The sequence below is a fragment of the Streptomyces sp. R35 genome (assembly GCF_041053035.1).
Taxonomy (GTDB): Bacteria; Actinomycetota; Actinomycetes; order Streptomycetales; family Streptomycetaceae; genus Streptomyces; species Streptomyces lutosisoli.
The window spans coordinates 7,787,037-7,807,681 of the sequence record NZ_CP163440.1; the positions used below are offsets into that span (position 1 = coordinate 7,787,037).

A 20,645-nucleotide genomic window follows, 5' to 3' on the forward strand; every position below is an offset into this window, starting at 1 on the left:
CGGGTGGGGTTGAGGGCCTGAATTGACCGGTTTGCCTGCTAGTAAGTGAGGAAACTCACATGGCGATCATGGCCTCTTCACGTCTTCGCCAGGGAATCGCATGTTTAGCCTGACGCTTTACAGGGATGGCGAATCCGACAACCCGCGCCGACACGGGGGCCTTTGAGCCCGCCCGGCGCCGACGACGACAAGGTCGAGAACAACAGTGAAGACGACGATGATGTTCCGCAACATAGCGAACCCGCGACGCACCACGCTGGCGCACCTCGAGGACGCCGAAGCCCTGCAGACGCCGGAGCAGCCGGAGCACTCGCTCGACCTCCCCGCCCAGACCGCCAACCCCCGCCGGACCATCCTGATGGAAGCCCCGGTCGCCGCCTTCGTCGCCGAGTAGTACGCCGGGTAGTACGCAGACAGGCCGCGGCACACTCACCGTGCCGGTGGATATAACGCGAGGCGCGCCCCCCTTGCCGCGTTAGCCTGGAGCGTCAGACTCCAGCCAGCTCAGTGAGGGGCGCAAGGATCCCGTGCGCATCGCCAGGTTCTCCATCGACGGCAACGTCGCTTTCGGCGCGGTCGAGGGCGACAAGCCGGACGAGCTCGTCCTCGACATCATCAAGGGCATCCCGTTCGCGGACTTCGAGCTCTCCGGCACGAAAGTCCCCCTGAACAAGGTCCGGCTGCTGCCGCCGGTGCTCCCGAACAAGGTCGTGGCCTTCGGCCGCAACTACGCGGAGCACGCCAAGGAGCTCGGCAACGAGGTGCCCGACGCCCCGTTCGCCTTCTTCAAGCCGTCGACCTCCGTGATCGGCCCCGGCGACGAGATCCAGTACCCGTCCTTCTCGAACGAGCTGCACCACGAGGCCGAGCTCGCCGTGGTGATCGGCCGCATGTGCCGCGAGGTCCCGCGCGAGCGTGTCAAGGACGTCATCCTCGGCTACACCTGCGCCAACGACGTCACCGCGCGCGACGTCCAGAAGCGTGAGAAGCAGTGGGCCCGGGCCAAGGGCTTCGACAGCTCCTGCCCGCTCGGCCCCTGGGTGGAGACGGACCTCGACCCGAGCGACCTCACCATCCAGTGCACGGTCAACGGCCAGCAGCGCCAGCTCGGCCGCACCAGCGAGATGATCCACTCCATCGAGGATCTCATCGTCAACATCACCGAGGCCATGACGCTGCTCCCGGGCGACGTGATCCTCACCGGCACCCCGGCTGGGGTCGGCCCCCTGAACGTCGGCGACGAGGTCGCCGTCACCATCGAAGGCATCGGCACTCTCACCAACAAGGTGATCAAGCGTGGCTAACGCGAACGTCCGCGTACGTTTCTGTCCGTCCCCGACCGGCAACCCCCACGTGGGTCTGGTCCGCACGGCCCTGTTCAACTGGGCGTACGCCCGCCACACCGGCGGCACGTTCGTCTTCCGCATCGAGGACACCGACGCGGCCCGCGACTCCGAGGAGTCGTACGAGCAGCTCCTGGACTCGCTGCGCTGGCTGGGCTTCGACTGGGACGAGGGCCCCGAGATCGGCGGCCCGCACGCGCCGTACCGCCAGTCGCAGCGCATGGACCTCTACAAGGACGTCGCGCAGAAGCTCCTGGACGCCGGTCACGCGTACCACTGCTACTGCTCGACGGAGGAGCTGGACGCCCGCCGCGACGCCGCCCGCGCCGCCGGCAAGCCGTCCGGCTACGACGGCCACTGCCGCGAGCTGAGCGCCGAGCAGAAGACCGCGTACGAGGCCGAGGGCCGCACCCCCATCGTCCGCTTCCGGATGCCCGACGAGGCGATCACCTTCACGGACCTGGTCCGCGGCGAGATCACGTACCTCCCGGAGAACGTGCCGGACTACGGCATCGTCCGTGCGAACGGCGCCCCGCTCTACACCCTGGTGAACCCGGTCGACGACGCCCTGATGGAGATCACCCACGTCCTGCGCGGCGAGGACCTGCTCTCCTCCACCCCGCGGCAGATCGCCCTCTACAAGGCGCTGACCGAGCTGGGCATCGCCAAGGAGACCCCGGCCTTCGGCCACCTGCCGTACGTCATGGGCGAGGGCAACAAGAAGCTCTCCAAGCGCGATCCGGAGTCCTCGCTCAACCTCTACAGGGAGCGCGGGTTCCTTCCCGAGGGCCTGCTCAACTACCTGTCCCTCCTCGGCTGGTCGCTGTCGGCGGACCGCGACATCTTCGCCGTCGACGAGATGGTCGCCGCCTTCGACGTCGCGGACGTGAACCCCAACCCGGCCCGCTTCGACCTCAAGAAGGCCGAGTCGATCAACGGCGACCACATCCGCCTGCTCGACGTGAAGGACTTCACCGAGCGCTGCGCCCCCTGGCTGCGGGCCCCGTTCGCCCCCTGGGCGCCGGAGGACTTCGACGAGACCAAGTGGCAGGCGATCGCCCCGCACGCCCAGTCCCGTATGAAGGTCCTCTCCGAGATCACGGACAACGTCGACTTCCTGTTCCTGCCGGAGCCGGCCGTCGACGAGGCGTCCTGGACGAAGGCCATGAAGGAGGGCTCGGACGCCCTCCTCCGCACGGCCCGCGAGAAGCTGGACACGGCCGACTGGTCCTCGCCCGAGTCCCTCAAGGAGGCCGTCCTGGCCGCCGGCGAGGCGCACGGCCTCAAGCTCGGCAAGGCCCAGGCCCCGGTCCGCGTCGCCGTCACCGGCCGCACGGTCGGCCTGCCGCTCTTCGAGTCCCTGGAGATCCTGGGCAAGGAGAAGACGCTGGCCCGTATCGACGCGGCGCTGGCGAAGCTGAGCGCGTAACGCACGCACCCGTGAGGGGCGGCGGCCACCACGGCTGCCGCCCCTTCGGCGTTGTCCCGGCGCTGTCAGTGCCGCGGGCTACGGTTCTGGACGACTGAAGACCGTTCCGGAAAGGCGCCCGCTCATGCCGATGACCGCCCGTGACTACACCTGGCTGTTCACGCCCGGAAGCACGTTCACGTACGAATCCGGGGACACCGGCGTGATCCACATCGCGGACGGCGGCGAGCTGTGGCTGCCCACCGGCCGCGTCGTGGCCTGCGACCCGTTCGTCTGCCTGGGCCAGGGGGACAACGAGCCCTTCACGGTCGCCGTCGAGCCCGGCCGCTACCGGGTGGAGGCGGCGGTGGCGACCCTCACCCGGCCGGGCGTGACGCCGTCCGGCGATCCCCACCGGCGCGTGGCCGCCGCCCGTCTCGTCGTACGCGACGCGCCCACCGCCACCTGGGAGCTCGCCGTCCGGTCCGGCCAGGACCTCGCCGAGCTCGGCGACGACGAGTTCTACGGCTACGGAGTCGACGCCGGCACCGGCGCCTTCTACGACGCGGCGGCCGACGCCTCCTTCCCCGAGTGCGAGGGCGACGAAGGGCCGCTGTGGGACGCCTTCGAGAACAGCACGTGGGGGCCCGGCCCCCATCTCGTCACCGCCCCGGACACCGGGCACAACCTCGTCGCCTTCTCGTCGGGCTGGGGTGACGGTGTCTACCCCACCTGGATCGGCCGCACGGCGACCGGCGATGTCACCTGCTTCGTCACGGACTTCTTCGTCGCCCCGGATCCGGCCGCCGTCCCGGTGTGACAACCGTCAATCCGCCGACGCGCTCCCGGAGACCGCGTTACGGTCGGATCATGAGCATTCGCGCCGTGGTCTGGGATGTGGACGACACCCTCTTCGACTACACGGCCGCGGACCGGGCCGGAATGCGGGAACACCTGGCGGCCGAAGGCCTGCTCGACGGGTACGAGACCGTGGAGCAGGCCCTCACGCGCTGGCGGGAGGTGACCGACGCGCAGTGGGCGAGGTTCTCGGCGGGGGAGACGGACTGGCAGGGGCAACGCAGGGACCGTGTCAGGGCGTTCCTGGGAGAGCCGTTGAGCGACGCCGACGCCGACGCGTGGTTCGACCGGTATGTCGCGCACTACGAAGCCGCCTGGTCCCTCTTCCCGGACGTACTGCCCGCCCTGGACGCCCTCGTCGCCACCCACCGGCACGCGGTGCTGTCCAACTCCAGCCTCCTCGTCCAGGACCGCAAGCTGCGCGTCCTGGGCGTGCACGACCGCTTCGAGGCCGTCCTGTGCGCCGCCGAACTCGGCGTCTCCAAGCCCGCCGCGGAGGCCTTCCACGCCGCCTGCGAGGCCCTCGGCCTGCCCCCGCACCAGGTCGCGTACGTGGGCGATCATCCGGAGATCGACGGGCGCGGCGCCGCCGACGCGGGTCTGCTCTCCGTCTGGATCGACCGTGGCGGCGCTCACCCCGTCACCGACGGTGGACCGGCCGGCCCACGGCGGATCTCCTCGCTGGCCGAACTCCCCGCGATCCTCGGCGCGGATACCCGTTTTGGAGCGCCGTCCACCTTCGGGTAATGTTCTTCCTGCGCCGCCGGAGAGCGAACCGAAAGGTCCGGAAACCCGGAGGCGCAAGCTAAAACAAGATCCCCGCAAGGGATTGTGTTTCAGTGGCCTATGGTGTAATTGGCAGCACGACGGTTTCTGGTTCCGTTAGTCTAGGTTCGAGTCCTGGTAGGCCAGCTCGCAGAGCTTATCTGCATCGCAGAGAACCAACTCTGCAAGGCCCCCGTTGTGTAGCGGCCTAGCACGCCGCCCTCTCAAGGCGGTAGCGCCGGTTCGAATCCGGTCGGGGGTACAGATCCTTCCCAGGGGGACAGTCCGGGTCGCACCCGCTGACTCTCATGCAGGATCGCTAGGGCCCCCGTTGTGTAGCGGCCTAGCACGCCGCCCTCTCAAGGCGGTAGCGCCGGTTCGAATCCGGTCGGGGGTACTCGGTGGTCTAGACCATCATTGGGCTATGGTGTAATTGGCAACACGACGGTTTCTGGTTCCGTTGTTCTAGGTTCGAGTCCTGGTAGCCCAGCTGGATCGTCATGATCCTTGCCCCCGTTGTGTAGCGGCCTAGCACGCCGCCCTCTCAAGGCGGTAGCGCCGGTTCGAATCCGGTCGGGGGTACGTACAGTGAAGGCCCTCCACCTCGGTGGGGGGCCTTCGTCATGCCCGGCGCCGGCTACTCGAAGCCGTACCGCCGCGCTGTCTCCTCCTCCTGGGCCAGCCGGTGCAGCGACTGCAGGATCGGCTCGTTGATGATCGCCCCCAGGATCGCGAACTCGATCCGCTCCTCCTCCGACGGGTGCGTCTCCATGTTGTCCAGGTCGAGGACGGCCGTCCGGTGCATCAACTCGGCGTACGGCGCCATCAGTTCGGCACCCCAGCCGTAGCCGATCCGGCGGAACGCGGCCACCGAGACCACCAGTGAGCGGTACGCGGGGGAGATGGTCGAGAGCCGCTTGGCGTTCTCCCAGCCGAGCCGGTCCAGGAGCGTGTTGACCTCCTGGTGTGCGGCCTGGACGTACGCGTCGTCCTCGTCCGGCTCCGGCACCTGCGGCAGCGCCCACATCGCCGCGCCCAGGCGGATCGTGCGGCCCAGGGAGTCGTCGTCCACGTGCCCGAGCACCTCGCGGACCGTCGCCACCGGCACCCGGCCGACCTGGATCATCGCGCGCACCAGTCGCAGCCGGCGCAGATGCTCCTCGTCGTACTCGGCCGTGGTCGCGTTCACCTGGCGGCCCGGCGTCAACAGCCCTTCGCGCAGGTAGTACTTGATCGTCGCGATGGACACACCGCTGCGCTCGCTCAACTCGGCCAGCCGCATCTCTCGCGCCTCTCTTCGGGGTCTTGCGCCCCCACTTGGGAAGTGCCACTATCCAAGCATTGCTCAGAAGGATAGTGCCGCTATCCGATCGGAGATCCGGGGGGTCGTCATGTTCGCGAAACCGATACGGGGCCGCACCACCGCCGCAGTCGAAGGTGATGCGGTCGTGCTGCTGATCGGTATGCGGATCAACCACTTCTGGGCTGTGCATCACTGGCTGCCGGTGTTCGTCGCGATGTCGCGCATGCTGCGCGAACTGCAGAAGGACAAGAGCCGCGGACTGCTCAGCCATGTACTGCTGACGGCGTCCCAGCGCACGTACTACGTCGTCCAGTACTGGGAGTCCAAGGAGAAGCTCTACGCGTACGCGAGTTCGCCCGACATGCTCCACCACAAGGCCTGGGCGATCATCAACCGCAAGGAGCGGGCCGGAAAGGTGCGCGGACACGTCGGGCTGTGGCACGAGAGCTACATCGTGCCGGAGGGGGCGTACGAGTCGATCTACGCCGACATGCCGGCCTTCGGGCTCGCCGCGGCGCACGGTCAGGTGCCGCTGGAGAAGCGAGGCCGGCGGGCCAAGGACCGGTTCGCGTACCGGACGGCGAAGGTGGCCGAAGAGGCGAAGTGACCGGGGGGATCGGGGGAACGAAGGGGCCTGCCGCGGCGTTGAGGCAGGCCCCTTCGTCGACGTCCCTGAACGGTCAGCCGGTGCGGCGCAGGGCCTCGGAGAGGCGGGCGGCGGCGTCGATGACCGCCTGGGCGTGCATCCGGCCCGGGTGGCGCGTCAGGCGCTCGATCGGCCCGGAGACGGAGACGGCAGCCACCACACGGTTCGAGGGGCCGCGTACGGGCGCGGAAACGGACGCGACGCCCGGCTCGCGCTCGCCGATCGACTGGGCCCAGCCCCGGCGCCGTACGCCCGAGAGCGCGGTGGCCGTGAAGCGGGCGCCCTGGAGGCCCCGGTGCAGCCGCTCGGGCTCCTCCCAGGCCATCAGGATCTGGGCCGAGGAGCCGGCCTTCATGGTGAGCGTGGAGCCGACCGGGACCGTGTCCCGCAGGCCCGACAGGCGCTCGGCCGCGGCGACGCAGATGCGCATGTCGCCCTGGCGGCGGTAGAGCTGCGCGCTCTCGCCCGTGATGTCACGCAGGTGCGTGAGCACCGGGCCCGCCGTCGCGAGGAGGCGGTCCTCGCCGGCGGCCGCGGCCAGCTCGGCGAGGCGGGGGCCGAGAATGAACCGGCCCTGCATGTCACGCGCCACCATGCGGTGGTGTTCAAGTGCCACGGCGAGGCGATGTGCCGTGGGTCGTGCCAGTCCAGTCGCCGCGACCAGTCCCGCGAGGGTGGCCGGACCGGACTCCAGAGCGCTCAGGACAAGGGCTGCCTTGTCCAGAACGCCGACGCCGCTACTGTTGTCCATGCAACGATACTCGCGTCTCACTCTGTGAAACGCAAGTTCAATTTTCCGTGAAACGCGCAACCCTTGGATGCATAGGGGCCCGCGGACCAACGGGCCCGGCGGACGACGTCCGGTACTAGGGGTAACGAACGTTTGCCGCACCGGAAATCTCTAGTTGGGCCGGCGCCACACAGGCCGGCCGGAGGGAAAGCGATGGGTAGGACACTCGCGGAGAAGGTCTGGGACGACCATGTCGTCCGGCGCGCCGAGGGCGAGCCCGACCTCCTCTTCATCGATCTGCACCTGCTGCACGAGGTGACCAGCCCGCAGGCCTTCGACGGTCTGCGTCAGGCGGGGCGCCCGGTGCGCCGCCTCGACCTCACCATCGCCACCGAGGATCACAACACCCCGACCCTCGACATCGACAAGCCCATCGCGGACCCGGTCTCCCGGGTCCAGCTGGAGACGCTGCGCAAGAACGCCGCCGAGTTCGGTGTGCGCCTGCACTCGCTGGGCGACGTCGAGCAGGGCGTCGTCCACGTGGTGGGACCGCAGCTGGGCCTGACCCAGCCGGGCACCACCGTGGTCTGCGGTGACTCCCACACCTCCACGCACGGCGCCTTCGGCGCGCTGGCGTTCGGCATCGGCACCTCGCAGGTCGAGCATGTGCTGGCCACCCAGACGCTGCCGCTGGCCCGCCCGAAGACCATGGCCATCACGGTCGACGGTGATCTGCCCGACGGCGTCACCGCCAAGGACCTGATCCTGGCGATCATCGCCAAGATCGGTACGGGTGGCGGCCAGGGCTACATCCTGGAATACCGCGGCTCCGCCATCGAGAAGCTCTCGATGGAAGCCCGGATGACCATCTGCAACATGTCGATCGAGGCCGGCGCCCGCGCGGGCATGATCGCCCCCGACGAGACCACCTTCGCGTACCTGAAGGGCCGCGCCCACGCCCCCGAGGGCGAGGACTGGGACGCCGCCGTCGCGTACTGGAAGACCCTGAAGTCGGACGACGACGCGGAATTCGACGAGGAGGTCGTCATCGACGCCGCCTCCCTGTCGCCGTTCGTCACCTGGGGCACCAACCCCGGCCAGGGCGCGCCGCTTTCGGCGTCCGTCCCCGATCCGGCTTCGTACGAAGACGCTTCGGAGCGCCTGGCCGCCGAAAAGGCCCTGGAATACATGGGGTTGAGCGCCGGACAGCCGCTGCGCGACATCAAGGTCGACACCGTCTTCGTAGGTTCGTGCACCAACGGCCGCATCGAGGACCTGCGCGCCGCCGCCGCGATCGTCGAGGGCCGCAAAGTCGCCGACGGCGTACGGATGCTGGTGGTCCCCGGCTCCGCGCGGGTCGGTCTGCAGGCCGTCTCCGAGGGCCTGGACGTGGTCTTCAAGGAGGCCGGCGCCGAATGGCGGCACGCGGGCTGCTCGATGTGTCTGGGCATGAACCCCGACCAGCTGGCCCCCGGTGAGCGCTCCGCGTCCACCTCCAACCGCAACTTCGAGGGCAGGCAGGGCAAGGGCGGCCGTACGCACCTGGTCTCGCCGCAGGTCGCCGCCGCCACCGCCGTGCTGGGCCATCTGGCTTCGCCGGCCGACCTGTCCGACGCCGACGTCCGTACGCCCGCTGGAGTCTGATCAGCCATGGAAGCATTCACCACGCACACCGGCCGGGCCGTCCCGCTGCGCCGCAGCAACGTCGACACCGACCAGATCATCCCCGCCCACTGGCTCAAGAAGGTGACCAGGGACGGCTTCGAGGACGGGCTGTTCGAGGCCTGGCGCAAGGACGAGAACTTCATCCTCAACCAGCCCGAGCGCAAGGGAGCCACGGTTCTGGTCGCCGGTCCCGACTTCGGTACGGGCTCCTCGCGCGAGCACGCCGTCTGGGCGCTGCAGAACTACGGCTTCAAGGCCGTCATCTCCTCCCGCTTCGCGGACATCTTCCGGGGCAACTCGCTCAAGAACGGCCTGCTCACGGTGGTTCTGGAGCAGAAGATCGTGGACGCCCTCCAGGAGCTCACCGAGCAGGACCCCGAGGCCGAGATCACGGTCGACCTGGAGGCCCGCGAGGTGCGCGCCGAGGGCATCACCGCGGCCTTCGAGCTCGACGAGAACGCCCGCTGGCGGCTGCTGAACGGCCTGGACGACATCTCCATCACCCTCCAGAACGAGGGTGACATCGCGGCCTACGAGGCCAAGCGGCCGTCGTACAAGCCGAAGACGCTGCACGTCTGACGCAAGGCTGATTTCGGCCACGGCAACACCCCTCTGTACCCCCAATCGTGGACGGTTGGGGGTACAGCTGTGTCTGCCCTCGGACGGCTCCGGAACACCTCTTCGGAAGGGCCCAACTCCCCTATTTACAAAGGCGATTGCCTGGGTACGCGCATCTTGGCCCCGCGTCCTGCCGAGGTGCTCAGAACCCCCTCCAGGGACGGCAGTTAGACCCTGCGCAGGCGACAACTCGCCCCAGATGGCACAATCTGTGCATGGAACACGACGGCCAACTCGAGCTCTACGTGGCAGTCGCGGCCCAACTCAAGGAAGCGCACACAAGAGTGCGCGCACTGCAAGTCCCGGAGGGCGTACGGATGGCGCTGACCCGGAAGCTGCTGGTCATTACGGCCGTGGCCAAGCACGATCTCGCCGATGCGACAAGGCGTCTGGAGCGCTTCACCACTGACCTCGACGAGGGTCGATTCCTCGAAGAGGAACGCTGAGGAACTCCACGACAGTCCGAGTTCGTTGCGGCACAAGGGTGATTAGCCCGTTTCGTGTTTGATTTGCGGTATATATCTGCCTAACGTGCGAAAAAGCTTGAACGCATTCGTTCGGGCAATGTCTCCGAAGGGGAAGACGTGAACAAGGCGCAGCTCGTAGAAGCGATTGCCGACAAGGTCGGCGGGCGTCAGCAGGCCGCCGACGCGGTCGACGCCGTACTGGACGCCATCGTCCGTGCAGTTGTCAGCGGGGACCGGGTCTCGGTCACCGGCTTCGGTTCCTTCGAGAAGGTCGACCGTCCGGCTCGCTACGCCCGCAACCCGCAGACGGGTGAGCGCGTTCGGGTCAAGAAGACCTCTGTGCCACGCTTCCGCGCGGGCCAGGGCTTCAAGGACCTGGTGAGCGGCTCGAAGAAGCTCCCGCGGGGTGGCGAGGTCGCCGTCAAGAAGGCGCCCAAGGGCAGCCTGACCGGTGGCGCCGCGGCGACGGTCAAGAAGGCCGCGGCCAAGAAGGCCACCACCGCGAAGAAGGCCGTGGCCAAGAAGACGGTCGCGAAGAAGACGGTCGCGAAGAAGACCACCGCCGTCGCGAAGAAGACCACGGCGACGGCCAAGAAGACGACCGCCAAGAAGACCACGGCGACCGCCAAGAAGGTCGCGGCGAAGAAGACCACCGCCAAGAAGGCGACGGCCAAGAAGGCTCCGGCGAAGAAGGCGACGGCCAAGAAGGCCCCCGCCAAGAAGTCGACGGCTCGCAAGACCACCGCCAAGAAGGCCACCGCCCGCAAGTAGCAGGGGCGCAGGGGCAACTCACGCGCCGGGCCGGGCTCCCACTGGGAGCCCGGCCCGCGGCGTGTTCGTGGCCTTCACGGGGCCTTTCGCGGCCTCTAGAGGGTCTGCAAGGTGATCAAGGTGATCCGGAGCGCCTCGCCCTCACCCTCGGTCTCGATACGCACCCGCTGCCCGGGCCGCAGCAGCCGCAGCCCGCCGGCATCGAACGCCGCCCCGTCGAACGGCACCGGCGTGCCGTCGTCGAGCAGCACCTGTCCGCTGCGGGTCTCGGAGTCGTACGTGTACGAGGTCGCCTGCATGGGGCCAGCCTACTTACCCCGGCTGGCTGCAGCGCCCCTGAAAGGGGCGCGGGGCTGTGACATCGTGCGGCTCCGCCGCGTGGGCGCGACCAGCCACAACGGACCGGCAGCCGAAGAACCCACCCACCTACTGCCCGGGAATCAGCAACCGAGCCGCCGCAGCAGCCGTCCGAGGCCCCACCCCCAACGCCAGCGCCGCCCGCAGATCATCCCCCGTGTCCACGTCCTGCCGTACGGAATCCACGGCGTCGAGCCGGAGTTCCACGGCACCCGAGGCCCGATGCCGCAACCTGGAATCCGCACCGAAAGAGGGCAGCAATTCCTGCCCAGCCCCTGCGGTCAGCAGCGTCGTACCGATTGCGGCGGCATCGGGAAGAAATGCCCGCGGGAATTCACCGGCGGCATCAAGCACCCGGCCCAATTCCGCGGAGCGCAACGCGGGCAGATCGGCGTTCAGGGCGGCCACGGCGATTTCGGGAGTTAGGGAGCGTACAGCCGCCACTCCGTGCGCCAGCGCCGCGTTCAGGCCCCCTCCCGGCTCGTCCGTGACGATCCGCGCCCCGAGTGCGGCCAGCTCCCGGCCGGCCAGGGCGTCGTCCGTGACGACCGCCACATTCAGGACCGCGGCGCAGGCCAGCGCGGCCGCCACGGTGTCCTGCGCGAAGGCGAGGGCGAGCCCGGGGCGCAGTCCGTCGGCGGCCGTGTCCGCCAGCCTGCTCTTGGCGCGCGCCAGAGGTTTGAGGGGTATGACCAAAGTCCACCGCACCAGCGTTCCGCCCTCCCTTGTCGCGCCCCATTGTGACCCTGCGGCCCTGGCGGTCCGGAAGCCGGGGCGTACGGTGTTCTCGACAGACAGGCGGCCTGGGGCGACACTTGTGCGGCCCCCCAGGCCCTAGAGGAAGGTGTCCGCGTGCCCCGCCGCAGAATCGGCTTCTGGTACCGCTTCGCAGCGGTCCTCTGCAAACCACCACTGGTGGTTCTGATCAAGCGGGACTGGCGCGGAATGGAGAACATTCCGGTCGAGGGCGGATTTATCACCGCGGTGAACCACAATTCGCATGTGGACCCGTTCGCGTACGCGCACTATCAGTACAACACCGGGCGTGTTCCGCGATTCCTGGCGAAGGCGGGCCTTTTCCGGAAGGGATTCGTGGGGGCCGCGATGCGCGGCACCGGACAGATCCCCGTCTACCGCGAGAGCACCGACGCGCTGAGCGCCTTCCGGGCCGCGATCGACGCCGTGGAACGCGGCGAGTGCGTCGCGTTCTATCCCGAAGGCACCCTCACCCGCGATCCCGACGGCTGGCCGATGACCGGCAAGACCGGTGCCGCCCGCGTCGCGCTGCAGACCAAGTGCCCGGTGATTCCGGTCGCCCAGTGGGGCGCCAACGAACTGCTGCCGCCGTACGCCAAGAAGCCCAACCTCCTTCCGCGCAAGACCCACCACGTGCTCGCGGGCCCGCCGGTGGACCTCTCGCGCTTCTACGACAAGGAGATGAGCCCGGACCTCCTGAAGGAGGCCACCGAGGTCATCATGGCCGCCATCACCGCGCAGCTGGAGCAGATCCGCGGCGAGAGGGCGCCCGAGAAGCCGTACGACCCGCGTGAGGTGCGCATCGCGCAGCGCCGCAGGGCCGCGGCCAAGGAAAAAGCACAGGCACAGCAGGAAGAGGGGCAGGGCACGTGAGCAAGCCGGTCAAGGCGGCCGTCTTCGGGACCGGATCGTGGGGCACGGCGTTCGGCGTGGTGCTCGCCGACGCGGGGTGCGACGTCACGCTGTGGGGGCGTCGCGCCGAACTCGCCGCGGCGGTCAACTCCACCCGGACGAACCCGGACTACCTGCCGGGCGTCGAACTCCCCGAGAACCTGCGGGCCACGACCGACCCCGCCGAGGCCGCCGCGGACGCCGACTTCACCGTCCTCGCGGTGCCCTCGCAGACGCTGCGCGGGAACCTCGCGGAATGGGCACCGCTGCTCGCTCCCGACACCGTCCTGGTCTCCCTCATGAAGGGCGTCGAACTCGGCTCCACCATGCGGATGAGCGAGGTCATCGAGGACGTCGCCAAGGTCGGCGCGGACCGGATCGCCGTGGTCACCGGGCCCAACCTGGCGCGTGAGATCGCCGCGCGGATGCCGGCCGCCGCCGTGGTCGCCTGTCGCTCCGAAGCGGTCGCCCAGCGCCTCCAGTCCGCCTGCCACACGCCGTACTTCCGCCCGTACACCAACACCGACGTGGTGGGCTGCGAACTCGGCGGCGCCGTCAAGAACGTGATCGGTCTCGCCGTCGGCATCGCGGACGGCATGGGCCTCGGCGACAACGCCAAGGGCTCGCTCATCACACGCGGGCTCGCGGAGACCACCCGGCTCGGACTCGCCATGGGCGCCGACCCGATGACCTTCTCCGGACTCGCGGGCCTCGGCGACCTGGTCGCCACCTGCTCCTCGCCGCTCTCGCGCAACCACACCTTCGGCACCAACCTCGGCAAGGGCATGACCCTCCAGGAGACCATCGCGGTCACCAAGCAGACCGCCGAGGGCGTCAAGTCCTGTGAGTCCGTGCTGGATCTGGCCCGCAGGCACGGCGTCGACATGCCCATCACGGAGACGGTCGTCGCCATCGTGCACGACGGCAAGCCTCCGGTGGTCGCCGTCAAGGAACTGATGTCGCGCAGCGCGAAGCCCGAGCGCCGCTGAGCACGGGCGTGGTGCGAAGGCTCGTACGCCGCCCCGGAATCAACGCTGTGCGACCGCTCGTGCGACGCTGAGCAACGGCCGCGGTGGGGCGCTGACTCACCGCCGTACCACCGGGTACTCTCAACGCGATATGAGCACCGAGAACCTCCCCCAGAGCCCCGAGCAGCCGCCTCGCAAGCCGCGTGTGGCCCTCGTCTTCGGCGGCCGCAGCTCCGAACACGGGATCTCCGTGGTCACGGCCGGCGCCGTCCTGCGCGCCATCGACCGGACCAAGTACGACGTCCTGCCGATCGGTATCACCCAGGACGGCCGTTGGGCGCTCACCGCCGACGCGCCGGACCGGATGGCCATCATCGACCGGCAGCAGCCGAGCGTCGAGCAGCTCGCCGAGTCGAGCGAGGGCGGCGTGGTGCTTCCCGTCGACCCCGCCAACCGCGAAGTCGTCTACAGCGAACCGGGTTCCGTGCCCAAGGCCCTCGGCGAGGTGGACGTCGTCTTCCCCATGCTGCACGGCCCGTACGGCGAGGACGGCACCCTCCAGGGCCTCCTGGAGCTCTCCGGAGTCCCGTACGTCGGCTCGGGCGTGCTCGCCTCGGCCGTCGGCCAGGACAAGGACTACATGAAGCGGGTGTTCACCTCGTTCGGCCTGAAGGTGGGCCCGTACGTGGTGATCCGGCCGCGTGAGTGGCAGCAGGACGAGTCCGCCGCCCGGAAGAAGATCATCGACTTCGCGGGCGAGCACGGCTGGCCGCTGTTCGTGAAGCCCGCGCGCGCGGGGTCCTCGTTCGGCATCACCAAGGTCGACGACCTCTCGGGCCTCGACGAGGCGATCGCGGAGGCCCAGCGCCACGACCCGAAGATCATCGTGGAGGCGCTGCTGCGCGGCCGCGAGATCGAGTGCGGGGTCCTGGAGTTCGAGGACGGCCCGCGCGCCTCCGTGCCCGCGGAGATCCCGCCCGTGCAGTCCCACGCCTTCTACGACTTCGAGGCCAAGTACATCGACTCGGCCGACGGGATCGTGCCCGCGCCGCTCACGCCGGAGCAGACCGCCGAGGTGCGGCGACTGGCCGTCGAAGCCTTCGAGGCGGCCTCGTGCGAGGGCCTCGTCCGCGCGGACTTCTTCCTCACCGAGGACGGCGAGTTCGTGATCAACGAGATCAACACGATGCCGGGCTTCACGCCGATCTCCATGTACCCGCGGATGTGGCAGGAGACCGGCGTCAGCTACCCGGAGCTGGTGGACCGCCTGGTGCAGGCGGCGCTGCGGCGCTCGACGGGGCTGCGCTGAGCACCTCGTACGACGGTCGTGTCAGTTGGCGATCCCCTTGGGGATCGCCTTCTTGATGGAGGCGGCCAGGTCGACGAGCACGCCGGAGTTGTCAGTGCCCTTCGGTACCGTGACCTGGACATACGCGCTGCGGTTCGCGGTGGTGAGGCGGGTCGACCCGTCGTCCTGCGTCTCCATCAGCCAGTCGACGCCGTTCACGTTGCCGCCGGCCGCCTTGGGGTCGTTGCCGAGGGCCACCTTGGGGTCAATCATCTTCGGGGGTCGTTCGACACCGCAGCGCAGTATGATCGCCGGGCTTCCCCAGCCCGCGGTCAGCGCGGACCGGGGCTCGGGGTCCTCGCGGCTCAGACCGTCGACCTTCCGCGGCAGCACCTTGTCCAGGTTCTGGCACAGCTTGGTGACCTTCGCGTTCGGGCTCGGAACCGAGACCGAGGCGTTGTCGTCTGCTGAGGAGCAGCCCGCAATCGTGATCAGCAGTGCGACGGCGGGCAGCCCGAGCAGAACGGGGCGCCGGTGACGGAAGAAGTTCACCGGCCAAGGGTAGACGGGGGCTAGAGGTGAACGACCGGGCAGGTCAGGGTGCGGGTGATGCCGTCCACTTGCTGGACCTTCGCGACCACCATGCGGCCGAGTTCATCGACCGTGTCGGCCTGGGCACGCACGATCACGTCGTACGGTCCTGTCACGTCCTCGGCCTGGATCACCCCCGGGATCTTGCTGATCGTTTCGGCGACGGTCGACGCTTTGCCGACCTCCGTCTGGATCAGGATGTACGCCTGTACCACGGAACCTCCAGGGCGGCCACGAGGATCATGTGGGGAAAAGGAACGCCACGGTATCGCGTTGCCGCTCGCCGCGGGGAGACCCGCGGTGGCTGGGGCTTGCGCGCCGGGGTGCACAGACTGCACAAGTTGACGGTCAACTCGACCGTACCGAGTACGGAGACGGCTCGCGACCGGGCACGGGTAGCGACAGAGGGAGCACTACGATCATGAAAGGCACCGTGGGCGAGTTGGGGGAGTTCGGGCTCATCCGAGAGCTCACCTCACGTCTCACCACCACGCCGGCCGTCCGGGTCGGCCCCGGCGACGACGCCGCGGTGGTGGCCGCGCCGGACCGAAGGGTCGTGGCGAGCACCGACATCCTCCTGGAGGGACGGCACTTCCGCCGCGACTGGTCCACCGCGTACGACGTCGGGCGCAAGGCGGCCGCGCAGAACCTCGCGGACATCGCCGCCATGGGCGCCGTACCGACCGCGCTGCTGCTCGGCCTGGTCGTGCCGGCCGAACTCCCGGCCACCTGGCCGTCCGAGCTGATGGACGGGCTGCGTGACGAATGCCAGGTCGCGGGCGCGGCCGTGGTCGGCGGCGATGTCGTACGCGGCGACACCATCATGGTCTCGATCACCGCGCTCGGCGACCTGCGCAACCACGAGCCGGTCACCCGGGGCGGCGCCCAGCCCGGTGACGTCGTCGCCGTGACGGGCTGGCTGGGCTGGTCGGCGGCCGGGTACGCGGTCCTCTCGCGGGGCTTCCGCTCGCCGCGCGCCTTCGTCGAGGCCCACCGGCGGCCCGAACCGCCGTACCACGCGGGTCCGGCGGCCGCCGGGCTCGGCGCGACCTCGATGACGGACGTCAGCGACGGGCTGATCGCCGACCTCGGACACATCGCCGAGGCGAGCAAGGTGCGCATCGACGTCCGCTCCGGAGACATCGACATTCCCTCCCAGATGAACGACATCGGACAGGCCGTCGGCGTCGACCCGATCCAGTGGGTGCTCAGCGGCGGCGAGGACCACGCGATCGTGGCGACCTTCCCGCCGGACGTGAAGCTGCCCGCCCGCTGGAAGGTGATCGGCGAGGTGCTCAACCCCTCGGCGCTGCCCCAGGTCACGGTGGACGGGGCGCCCTGGACGAGCAAGGGCGGCTGGGACCACTTCGGGGACATCGAGTCGTGAGTGCACCGCCCACGGTCCTGACGGTCGCGGGCTCCGACTCCGGTGGCGGAGCCGGGATCCAGGCCGACCTGAAGACGATGCTCGCGCTCGGTGTGCACGGCATGAGCGTGATCACCGCCGTCACCGCGCAGAACTCCCTGGGCGTCCAGGGCGCTTGGGAGCTGCCGGTGGACGCGGTGCGCGCCCAGTACCGCAGCGTCGTCGACGACATCGGCGTCCAGGCCGTGAAGACCGGCATGCTGGCCTCGGCGGAACTCGTCGAGGCGGTCGCCGACTTGATCGGGGGTACGGACGCCCCGGCCGTCGTCGACCCGGTCGGCATCTCCAAGCACGGGGACGCGCTGCTCGCCGCCTCCGCGCTGGACTCCGTACGGACGAAACTGCTGCCGGTGGCGACCGTGGCGACACCCAACCTCGACGAGGTGGCCCAGCTCACAGGTGTACGGGTCGATTCTGAGGACGACTTCGGGCGGGCCGCGGCGGCCGTGCTGTCGTACGGGCCGAAGTGGGTGCTGATCAAGGGCGGTCATCTGCCCGGTGATGCCGTAGACCTGCTCACGGACGGCTCCGAGGAGCACTGGCTGCAGGCCCCGCGCCACGACAACCGGCACACGCACGGCACGGGCTGCACCCTGGCGTCGGCGATCGCTTCCGGGCTGGCGAAGGGGCAGTCCGTGCCGGAGGCGGTGGCGGCGGCCAAGGAGTACGTCACCGGGGCGATCGCGGCCGGGTTCGCGCTGGGGGGCGGGATCGGGCCGGTGGATCACGGCTGGCGGTTCAGGGCGGGCGCGTAAGCGTTTACGTGCGCGCGTGAGGGCAGCAAAAAACCGGCCCACCGTGAGGTGGACCGGTTCAGTGCAAGCGAACCAGCAGTGGCCGCGCGCTAGCGGTTGTCAGCGCGTGACCTTGCCGGCCTTGATGCACGAGGTGCAAGCGTTCACGCGCTTCGGCGTCCCGCCCACCACGGTACGAACGCGCTGGATGTTGGGGTTCCAGCGACGGGGCGTACGGCGGTGCGAGTGCGAGATGTTGTTGCCGAAGCCCGGCCCCTTGCCGCAGACGTCGCAGTTGGCAGCCACGGGTCACTCCAAAGACTTCAGATGCTCTTACGGTTGATCCCGGCATGCCGGAATCGAGATCTAGGATCTGAGTGGCGGTGCCAGGAGGAAGACCCGATCGAATCGGGCAACTGGAGCAGCATACAACGACTGCGTCCGGAGAACGAAACTACCATGGCTGCTCCGGGCACTGCCCAGGCCCTCCCCAGGGCCGCCTACCGGCAGTAACCCGTCCTGGGTCTACGCTGCGTCCCACGTCCAGCAGCTCAAGGAGGCGCAGGTGCCGCAGGTGCCGCAGACATTGGATGCTCTCGCGGTGCGCACCTGGTGCGGGCTGGCGCTGGAGGCGCTGGGACGGGCGCGCGAAGAGATCGACGCGATCAATGTCTACCCGGTGGCCGACGGAGACACCGGGACGAATCTGTATCTGACGGTGGAGTCGGCCGCCACGGCGGTCGAGGCCGTTTTCGCGGGCTACGAGACCGCGGCCGCTGCCGGTCAGGGGAGTGCGGCGACCGCGGACCACCTGAGCGCGGCCCTCGCGGCCACTGGGGGGCGTGACAACGCGTTCACGGAGGCCGGCCGGCCCACCCTCGCCGACGCGGTGCGGGCGATGGCGCACGGGGCGCTGATCGGGGCCCGTGGCAACTCCGGGACCATCCTCGCGCAGCTGCTGCGCGGCATGGCGCAGGTGCTGGCCGATGACAGTGAGGCGGCTCACGCCGATGGCCAGGGCCTGCGGCTCGCTCTGAGGCATGCCGCGGACTCCGCGCGCCAGGCCGTCGCCCACCCCGTCGAGGGCACGGTCCTCACGGTCGCCTCGGCCGCCGCCGACGCGGCCACCGGCGCCGAGGGCGACTGCGGCACGGTCGCCCGCGCGGCCTACGAGGGTGCACGAGCGGCCCTCGCGGCGACCCCCGGCCAGCTGGCCGTCCTGGAGCGCGCCGGTGTGGTCGACGCGGGCGGACGGGGACTGGTGGCCGTGCTGGCCGCGCTGGTGGAGACGTTCACCGGGGAGACGCCCGGGGTGCTCTCGGCCCAGGTGGAGGTCCACGCGCGCGTGGAGAAGACCTTGAGCATGAGCGACGTCATCGGCGCGGGCATCGGCGGAGTCCACGCCGATGTGTGCGGGGAAGGGCCGCCGGAGGAAGGCGGCCCCGCCTTCGAGGTCATCTACCTCCTGGAGGCGGATGACGCGGCCGTGGCCCGGTTGCGGGACCGGCTCGACAGCCTGGGGGACTCGCTCGTCGTGGTCGGCGGGGACGGGCTGTGGAACGTCCATGTGCACGCGGACGACGCGGGCGCCGCCGTGGAGGCGGGCGTCGAGGCCGGGCGGCCGTACCGGATCAGGATCACACACTTCGGGCTCGGGGACGTACACACCGGCGGCGCGGCCGGGCGTCCGCCCCGCGAGCGGGCACAGCGCGCCGTCGTGGCCGTGGTGCCCGGCGAGGGCCTGGCCGGGCTGTACACGGAGGCCGGGGCGACCACCGTGCTCGCGCGGCCCGGGGAGCCGCCCGCCAGCGGGGAGCTCGTCGAGGCCGTACGGCGGGCCCACGCGCGCGAGGTGGTGCTCCTGCCCAACGACGCCGAACTGCGCCACACCGCCGCCGCCGCTGCCGAGCAGGCCCGTACGGAGGGCGTGCGGGTCGCGCTGATCCCGACCCGGTCCGCCGTGCAGGGCATCGCCGCGCTCGCCGTCCACGAGCCGGAGCGCCGCTTCGACGAGGACGTCGTCGCCATGACCTCCGCGGCCGGCGCCACCCGCTACGCCGAGGTCGCCGTCGCCGAGCGGCAGTCCTGGACCATGGCCGGCATCTGCCAGGCCGGCGACGTCCTCGGCCTCATCGACGGCGATGTCGCCGTGATCGGCTCCGACATCACCCTCACCGCCGAAACCGTCCTCGACCGCATGCTCTCCGCCGGCGGCGAAATGGTCACTCTCGTCCTCGGCGACGAGGCCCCCGACGGCATCGCCGAACGCCTGGAAGCCCGGGTACGGGAGTCCTGGCTCGCCGTCGACACCATGGTCTACCGGGGTGGCCGCCAGGGCGCGCTGCTGCTGATCGGCGTGGAGTAGCCAGCGCCTCAACTGGCCGACCGCAAGGCTTCTTGGATGAACTCTCCCCGAACAAGCCGGAGTTGTCGCGTTCATACCCCCGCAAATTTGGCTTGATCGCGACGCACCCCGCGTGAGAGTCTACGTGAACACGTCATCTGCGGCGAGATGCGCTGATTCGGATGAGTGGTGTGCAGCCGCCCTTGATTTCCTCCAGATCGGAGAATTTCCGGAATGACAGCAAAGTCCAGACGTCGTCTCTCGGCTGTCGCCGCTGCTGCTGCGTGCTTGGTCCTGGGGACCGCCACGTCCGCCAGCGCAGGCACGGACTCGCCCGGTTCGGACGCGAGCAACGGTGACGGTTATGCGTACTTCGTGTCCAACGGCGACGATTTCAAAATCCATGACAGCCAGTGCGACGGCGGCACCGTCTGGGCTCAGCTGACGTGGTACAAGTCCGGGGACGGATGGCACTTCCGGACGATTCACAATACGTCCGGTTGTGGCACCACGGACACGAAGCACCCTTGGTCGGACATCCCCGAGGGTGCGGACGTGTGGGTGAGAGCCTGCGGCAGTGTGGACAGCGCCTATTCCAACAGCGGCGACGGCTACCTCGGCGCCGGTCACGACTGCGGCTCCACCGAAAGTGGCGTCGCCTGAGCCTGGCGTTTCGGGCCGTGCCCGTCCCTGGGGGCGCATCCCCCAGGGACGGG

General features: G+C 69.5%; 24 protein-coding genes and 5 tRNA genes. 22 read left to right on the forward strand and 7 right to left on the reverse strand.

Annotation, left to right across the window (positions count from 1 at the left end; genetic code table 11):
* The first annotated feature begins 205 nt into the window (after positions 1-205).
* The 10 genes from AB5J50_RS35300 to AB5J50_RS35345 all read left to right on the forward strand — a co-directional run bounded on the left by AB5J50_RS35300 (position 206) and on the right by AB5J50_RS35345 (position 4,956).
* Positions 206-394: a hypothetical protein gene (locus AB5J50_RS35300; protein WP_327431982.1), complete on the forward strand. Its 189-nt coding sequence runs from the start codon at positions 206-208 to the stop codon at positions 392-394.
* A gap of 133 nt (positions 395-527) precedes the next feature.
* Complete coding sequence (locus tag AB5J50_RS35305) at positions 528-1,304, forward strand: fumarylacetoacetate hydrolase family protein (RefSeq protein WP_327431983.1); 777 nt, start codon at positions 528-530, stop codon at positions 1,302-1,304.
* On the forward strand, positions 1,297-2,772 hold the full coding sequence (gene gltX / locus AB5J50_RS35310; RefSeq protein WP_369262523.1) for a glutamate--tRNA ligase: 1,476 nt from the start codon (positions 1,297-1,299) through the stop codon (positions 2,770-2,772). Before AB5J50_RS35305 ends, gltX begins: the two co-directional genes overlap by 8 nt.
* 124 nt (positions 2,773-2,896) lie before the next feature.
* Positions 2,897-3,571 (forward strand): DUF4241 domain-containing protein, encoded by a 675-nt coding sequence (locus AB5J50_RS35315; RefSeq protein ID WP_369262524.1) that lies wholly within the window; start codon positions 2,897-2,899, stop codon positions 3,569-3,571.
* 50 nt (positions 3,572-3,621) lie between these two features.
* The gene (locus AB5J50_RS35320; protein WP_369262525.1) at positions 3,622-4,356 is read left to right on the forward strand and encodes an HAD family hydrolase; all 735 of its coding nucleotides are present in this window, start codon (positions 3,622-3,624) and stop codon (positions 4,354-4,356) included.
* 93 nt (positions 4,357-4,449) lie between these two features.
* Positions 4,450-4,521: transfer RNA gene (locus AB5J50_RS35325), tRNA-Gln, on the forward strand.
* A gap of 42 nt (positions 4,522-4,563) precedes the next feature.
* Positions 4,564-4,636 (forward strand) — tRNA-Glu (locus tag AB5J50_RS35330).
* 62 nt (positions 4,637-4,698) lie between these two features.
* Positions 4,699-4,771: transfer RNA gene (locus tag AB5J50_RS35335), tRNA-Glu, on the forward strand.
* 21 nt (positions 4,772-4,792) lie between these two features.
* Positions 4,793-4,864, forward strand: a tRNA-Gln gene (locus tag AB5J50_RS35340).
* Between the two features lie 19 nt (positions 4,865-4,883).
* Positions 4,884-4,956, forward strand: a tRNA-Glu gene (locus tag AB5J50_RS35345).
* 55 nt (positions 4,957-5,011) lie between these two features.
* On the opposite strand, the gene AB5J50_RS35350 is transcribed toward AB5J50_RS35345, so the two are convergent.
* Positions 5,012-5,656: a MerR family transcriptional regulator gene (locus AB5J50_RS35350; RefSeq protein ID WP_369262527.1), complete on the reverse strand. Its 645-nt coding sequence runs from the start codon at positions 5,654-5,656 to the stop codon at positions 5,012-5,014.
* A 109-nt stretch (positions 5,657-5,765) separates the two neighbouring features.
* Here AB5J50_RS35350 and AB5J50_RS35355 point away from each other — a divergent pair, with 109 nt between their 5' ends.
* On the forward strand, positions 5,766-6,284 hold the full coding sequence (locus AB5J50_RS35355; RefSeq protein WP_369262529.1) for a DUF4188 domain-containing protein: 519 nt from the start codon (positions 5,766-5,768) through the stop codon (positions 6,282-6,284).
* A gap of 73 nt (positions 6,285-6,357) precedes the next feature.
* Here the strand turns inward: AB5J50_RS35355 and ndgR are convergent, their stop codons facing one another.
* Complete coding sequence (gene ndgR / locus AB5J50_RS35360; protein WP_007384919.1) at positions 6,358-7,074, reverse strand: IclR family transcriptional regulator NdgR; 717 nt, start codon at positions 7,072-7,074, stop codon at positions 6,358-6,360.
* Positions 7,075-7,266: 192 nt separating this feature from the next.
* Between ndgR and leuC the strand changes: the two genes are divergently transcribed.
* From leuC to AB5J50_RS35380, 4 genes are all read left to right on the forward strand, one after another.
* Positions 7,267-8,697 carry a 3-isopropylmalate dehydratase large subunit gene (gene leuC, locus AB5J50_RS35365; RefSeq protein WP_369262530.1) on the forward strand — a complete coding sequence of 477 codons (1,431 nt, stop codon included), beginning with the start codon at positions 7,267-7,269 and terminating at the stop codon, positions 8,695-8,697.
* A gap of 6 nt (positions 8,698-8,703) precedes the next feature.
* Positions 8,704-9,297, forward strand: coding sequence for a 3-isopropylmalate dehydratase small subunit (gene leuD, locus AB5J50_RS35370; RefSeq protein ID WP_369262531.1), 594 nt, complete (start codon positions 8,704-8,706; stop codon positions 9,295-9,297).
* Positions 9,298-9,551: 254 nt separating this feature from the next.
* Complete coding sequence (locus AB5J50_RS35375) at positions 9,552-9,782, forward strand: hypothetical protein (RefSeq protein ID WP_327431991.1); 231 nt, start codon at positions 9,552-9,554, stop codon at positions 9,780-9,782.
* Between the two features lie 138 nt (positions 9,783-9,920).
* Positions 9,921-10,574, forward strand: coding sequence for an HU family DNA-binding protein (locus AB5J50_RS35380; RefSeq protein ID WP_369262532.1), 654 nt, complete (start codon positions 9,921-9,923; stop codon positions 10,572-10,574).
* A gap of 95 nt (positions 10,575-10,669) precedes the next feature.
* Here the strand turns inward: AB5J50_RS35380 and AB5J50_RS35385 are convergent, their stop codons facing one another.
* Positions 10,670-10,873 carry a hypothetical protein gene (locus tag AB5J50_RS35385; protein WP_369262534.1) on the reverse strand — a complete coding sequence of 68 codons (204 nt, stop codon included), beginning with the start codon at positions 10,871-10,873 and terminating at the stop codon, positions 10,670-10,672.
* Positions 10,874-11,000: 127 nt separating this feature from the next.
* On the reverse strand, positions 11,001-11,639 hold the full coding sequence (cofC, locus tag AB5J50_RS35390; RefSeq protein ID WP_369262536.1) for a 2-phospho-L-lactate guanylyltransferase: 639 nt from the start codon (positions 11,637-11,639) through the stop codon (positions 11,001-11,003).
* Positions 11,640-11,783: 144 nt separating this feature from the next.
* Between cofC and AB5J50_RS35395 the strand changes: the two genes are divergently transcribed.
* The 3 genes from AB5J50_RS35395 (at position 11,784) to AB5J50_RS35405 (ending at position 14,855) form a co-directional block, all read left to right on the forward strand.
* Positions 11,784-12,560 (forward strand): lysophospholipid acyltransferase family protein, encoded by a 777-nt coding sequence (locus AB5J50_RS35395; RefSeq protein ID WP_327431995.1) that lies wholly within the window; start codon positions 11,784-11,786, stop codon positions 12,558-12,560.
* Entirely contained in the window at positions 12,557-13,567 is a 1,011-nt protein-coding gene (locus AB5J50_RS35400; protein ID WP_369262539.1) for an NAD(P)H-dependent glycerol-3-phosphate dehydrogenase, read from the forward strand. Before AB5J50_RS35395 ends, AB5J50_RS35400 begins: the two co-directional genes overlap by 4 nt.
* A 130-nt stretch (positions 13,568-13,697) precedes the next feature.
* Complete coding sequence (locus AB5J50_RS35405) at positions 13,698-14,855, forward strand: D-alanine--D-alanine ligase family protein (protein WP_369262541.1); 1,158 nt, start codon at positions 13,698-13,700, stop codon at positions 14,853-14,855.
* Positions 14,856-14,876: 21 nt separating this feature from the next.
* Here AB5J50_RS35405 and AB5J50_RS35410 read toward each other — a convergent pair whose 3' ends face one another.
* Together AB5J50_RS35410 and AB5J50_RS35415 are read right to left on the reverse strand one after the other, a co-directional pair.
* A complete protein-coding gene (locus AB5J50_RS35410; RefSeq protein WP_369262543.1) occupies positions 14,877-15,386 on the reverse strand; it encodes a DUF3515 domain-containing protein in 510 nt (169 codons plus the stop codon).
* Positions 15,387-15,406: 20 nt separating this feature from the next.
* Entirely contained in the window at positions 15,407-15,640 is a 234-nt protein-coding gene (locus AB5J50_RS35415) for an Lrp/AsnC family transcriptional regulator (protein ID WP_028802415.1), read from the reverse strand.
* Positions 15,641-15,846: 206 nt separating this feature from the next.
* Between AB5J50_RS35415 and AB5J50_RS35420 the strand changes: the two genes are divergently transcribed.
* Together AB5J50_RS35420 and thiD are read left to right on the forward strand one after the other, a co-directional pair.
* The gene (locus tag AB5J50_RS35420; RefSeq protein ID WP_327431999.1) at positions 15,847-16,812 is read left to right on the forward strand and encodes a thiamine-phosphate kinase; all 966 of its coding nucleotides are present in this window, start codon (positions 15,847-15,849) and stop codon (positions 16,810-16,812) included.
* Positions 16,809-17,606 (forward strand): bifunctional hydroxymethylpyrimidine kinase/phosphomethylpyrimidine kinase, encoded by a 798-nt coding sequence (gene thiD / locus AB5J50_RS35425; protein WP_369262545.1) that lies wholly within the window; start codon positions 16,809-16,811, stop codon positions 17,604-17,606. Before AB5J50_RS35420 ends, thiD begins: the two co-directional genes overlap by 4 nt.
* 99 nt (positions 17,607-17,705) lie before the next feature.
* Here thiD and rpmB read toward each other — a convergent pair whose 3' ends face one another.
* Entirely contained in the window at positions 17,706-17,891 is a 186-nt protein-coding gene (gene rpmB / locus AB5J50_RS35430; RefSeq protein ID WP_037625034.1) for a 50S ribosomal protein L28, read from the reverse strand.
* Between the two features lie 259 nt (positions 17,892-18,150).
* Here rpmB and AB5J50_RS35435 point away from each other — a divergent pair, with 259 nt between their 5' ends.
* On the forward strand, positions 18,151-19,950 hold the full coding sequence (locus AB5J50_RS35435; RefSeq protein WP_369262547.1) for a DAK2 domain-containing protein: 1,800 nt from the start codon (positions 18,151-18,153) through the stop codon (positions 19,948-19,950).
* 354 nt (positions 19,951-20,304) lie between these two features.
* Positions 20,305-20,592: a hypothetical protein gene (locus AB5J50_RS35440; protein WP_369262549.1), complete on the forward strand. Its 288-nt coding sequence runs from the start codon at positions 20,305-20,307 to the stop codon at positions 20,590-20,592.
* The last annotated feature ends 53 nt before the right edge of the window (positions 20,593-20,645 follow it).

Bases quoted from the DNA above. Each gene is read 5' to 3' on its own strand.
- AB5J50_RS35315 (WP_369262524.1), top strand. From the start codon at position 2,897: ATGCCGATGACCGCCCGTGACTACACCTGGCTGTTCACGCCCGGAAGC.
- AB5J50_RS35320 (WP_369262525.1), top strand. From the start codon at position 3,622: ATGAGCATTCGCGCCGTGGTCTGGGATGTGGACGACACCCTCTTCGAC.
- AB5J50_RS35350 (WP_369262527.1), bottom strand. From the start codon at position 5,656: ATGCGGCTGGCCGAGTTGAGCGAGCGCAGCGGTGTGTCCATCGCGACG.
- AB5J50_RS35355 (WP_369262529.1), top strand. From the start codon at position 5,766: ATGTTCGCGAAACCGATACGGGGCCGCACCACCGCCGCAGTCGAAGGT.
- ndgR (WP_007384919.1), bottom strand. From the start codon at position 7,074: ATGGACAACAGTAGCGGCGTCGGCGTTCTGGACAAGGCAGCCCTTGTC.
- leuC (WP_369262530.1), top strand. From the start codon at position 7,267: ATGGGTAGGACACTCGCGGAGAAGGTCTGGGACGACCATGTCGTCCGG.
- leuD (WP_369262531.1), top strand. From the start codon at position 8,704: ATGGAAGCATTCACCACGCACACCGGCCGGGCCGTCCCGCTGCGCCGC.
- AB5J50_RS35375 (WP_327431991.1), top strand. From the start codon at position 9,552: ATGGAACACGACGGCCAACTCGAGCTCTACGTGGCAGTCGCGGCCCAA.
- AB5J50_RS35385 (WP_369262534.1), bottom strand. From the start codon at position 10,873: ATGCAGGCGACCTCGTACACGTACGACTCCGAGACCCGCAGCGGACAG.
- AB5J50_RS35405 (WP_369262541.1), top strand. From the start codon at position 13,698: ATGAGCACCGAGAACCTCCCCCAGAGCCCCGAGCAGCCGCCTCGCAAG.
- AB5J50_RS35420 (WP_327431999.1), top strand. From the start codon at position 15,847: ATGAAAGGCACCGTGGGCGAGTTGGGGGAGTTCGGGCTCATCCGAGAG.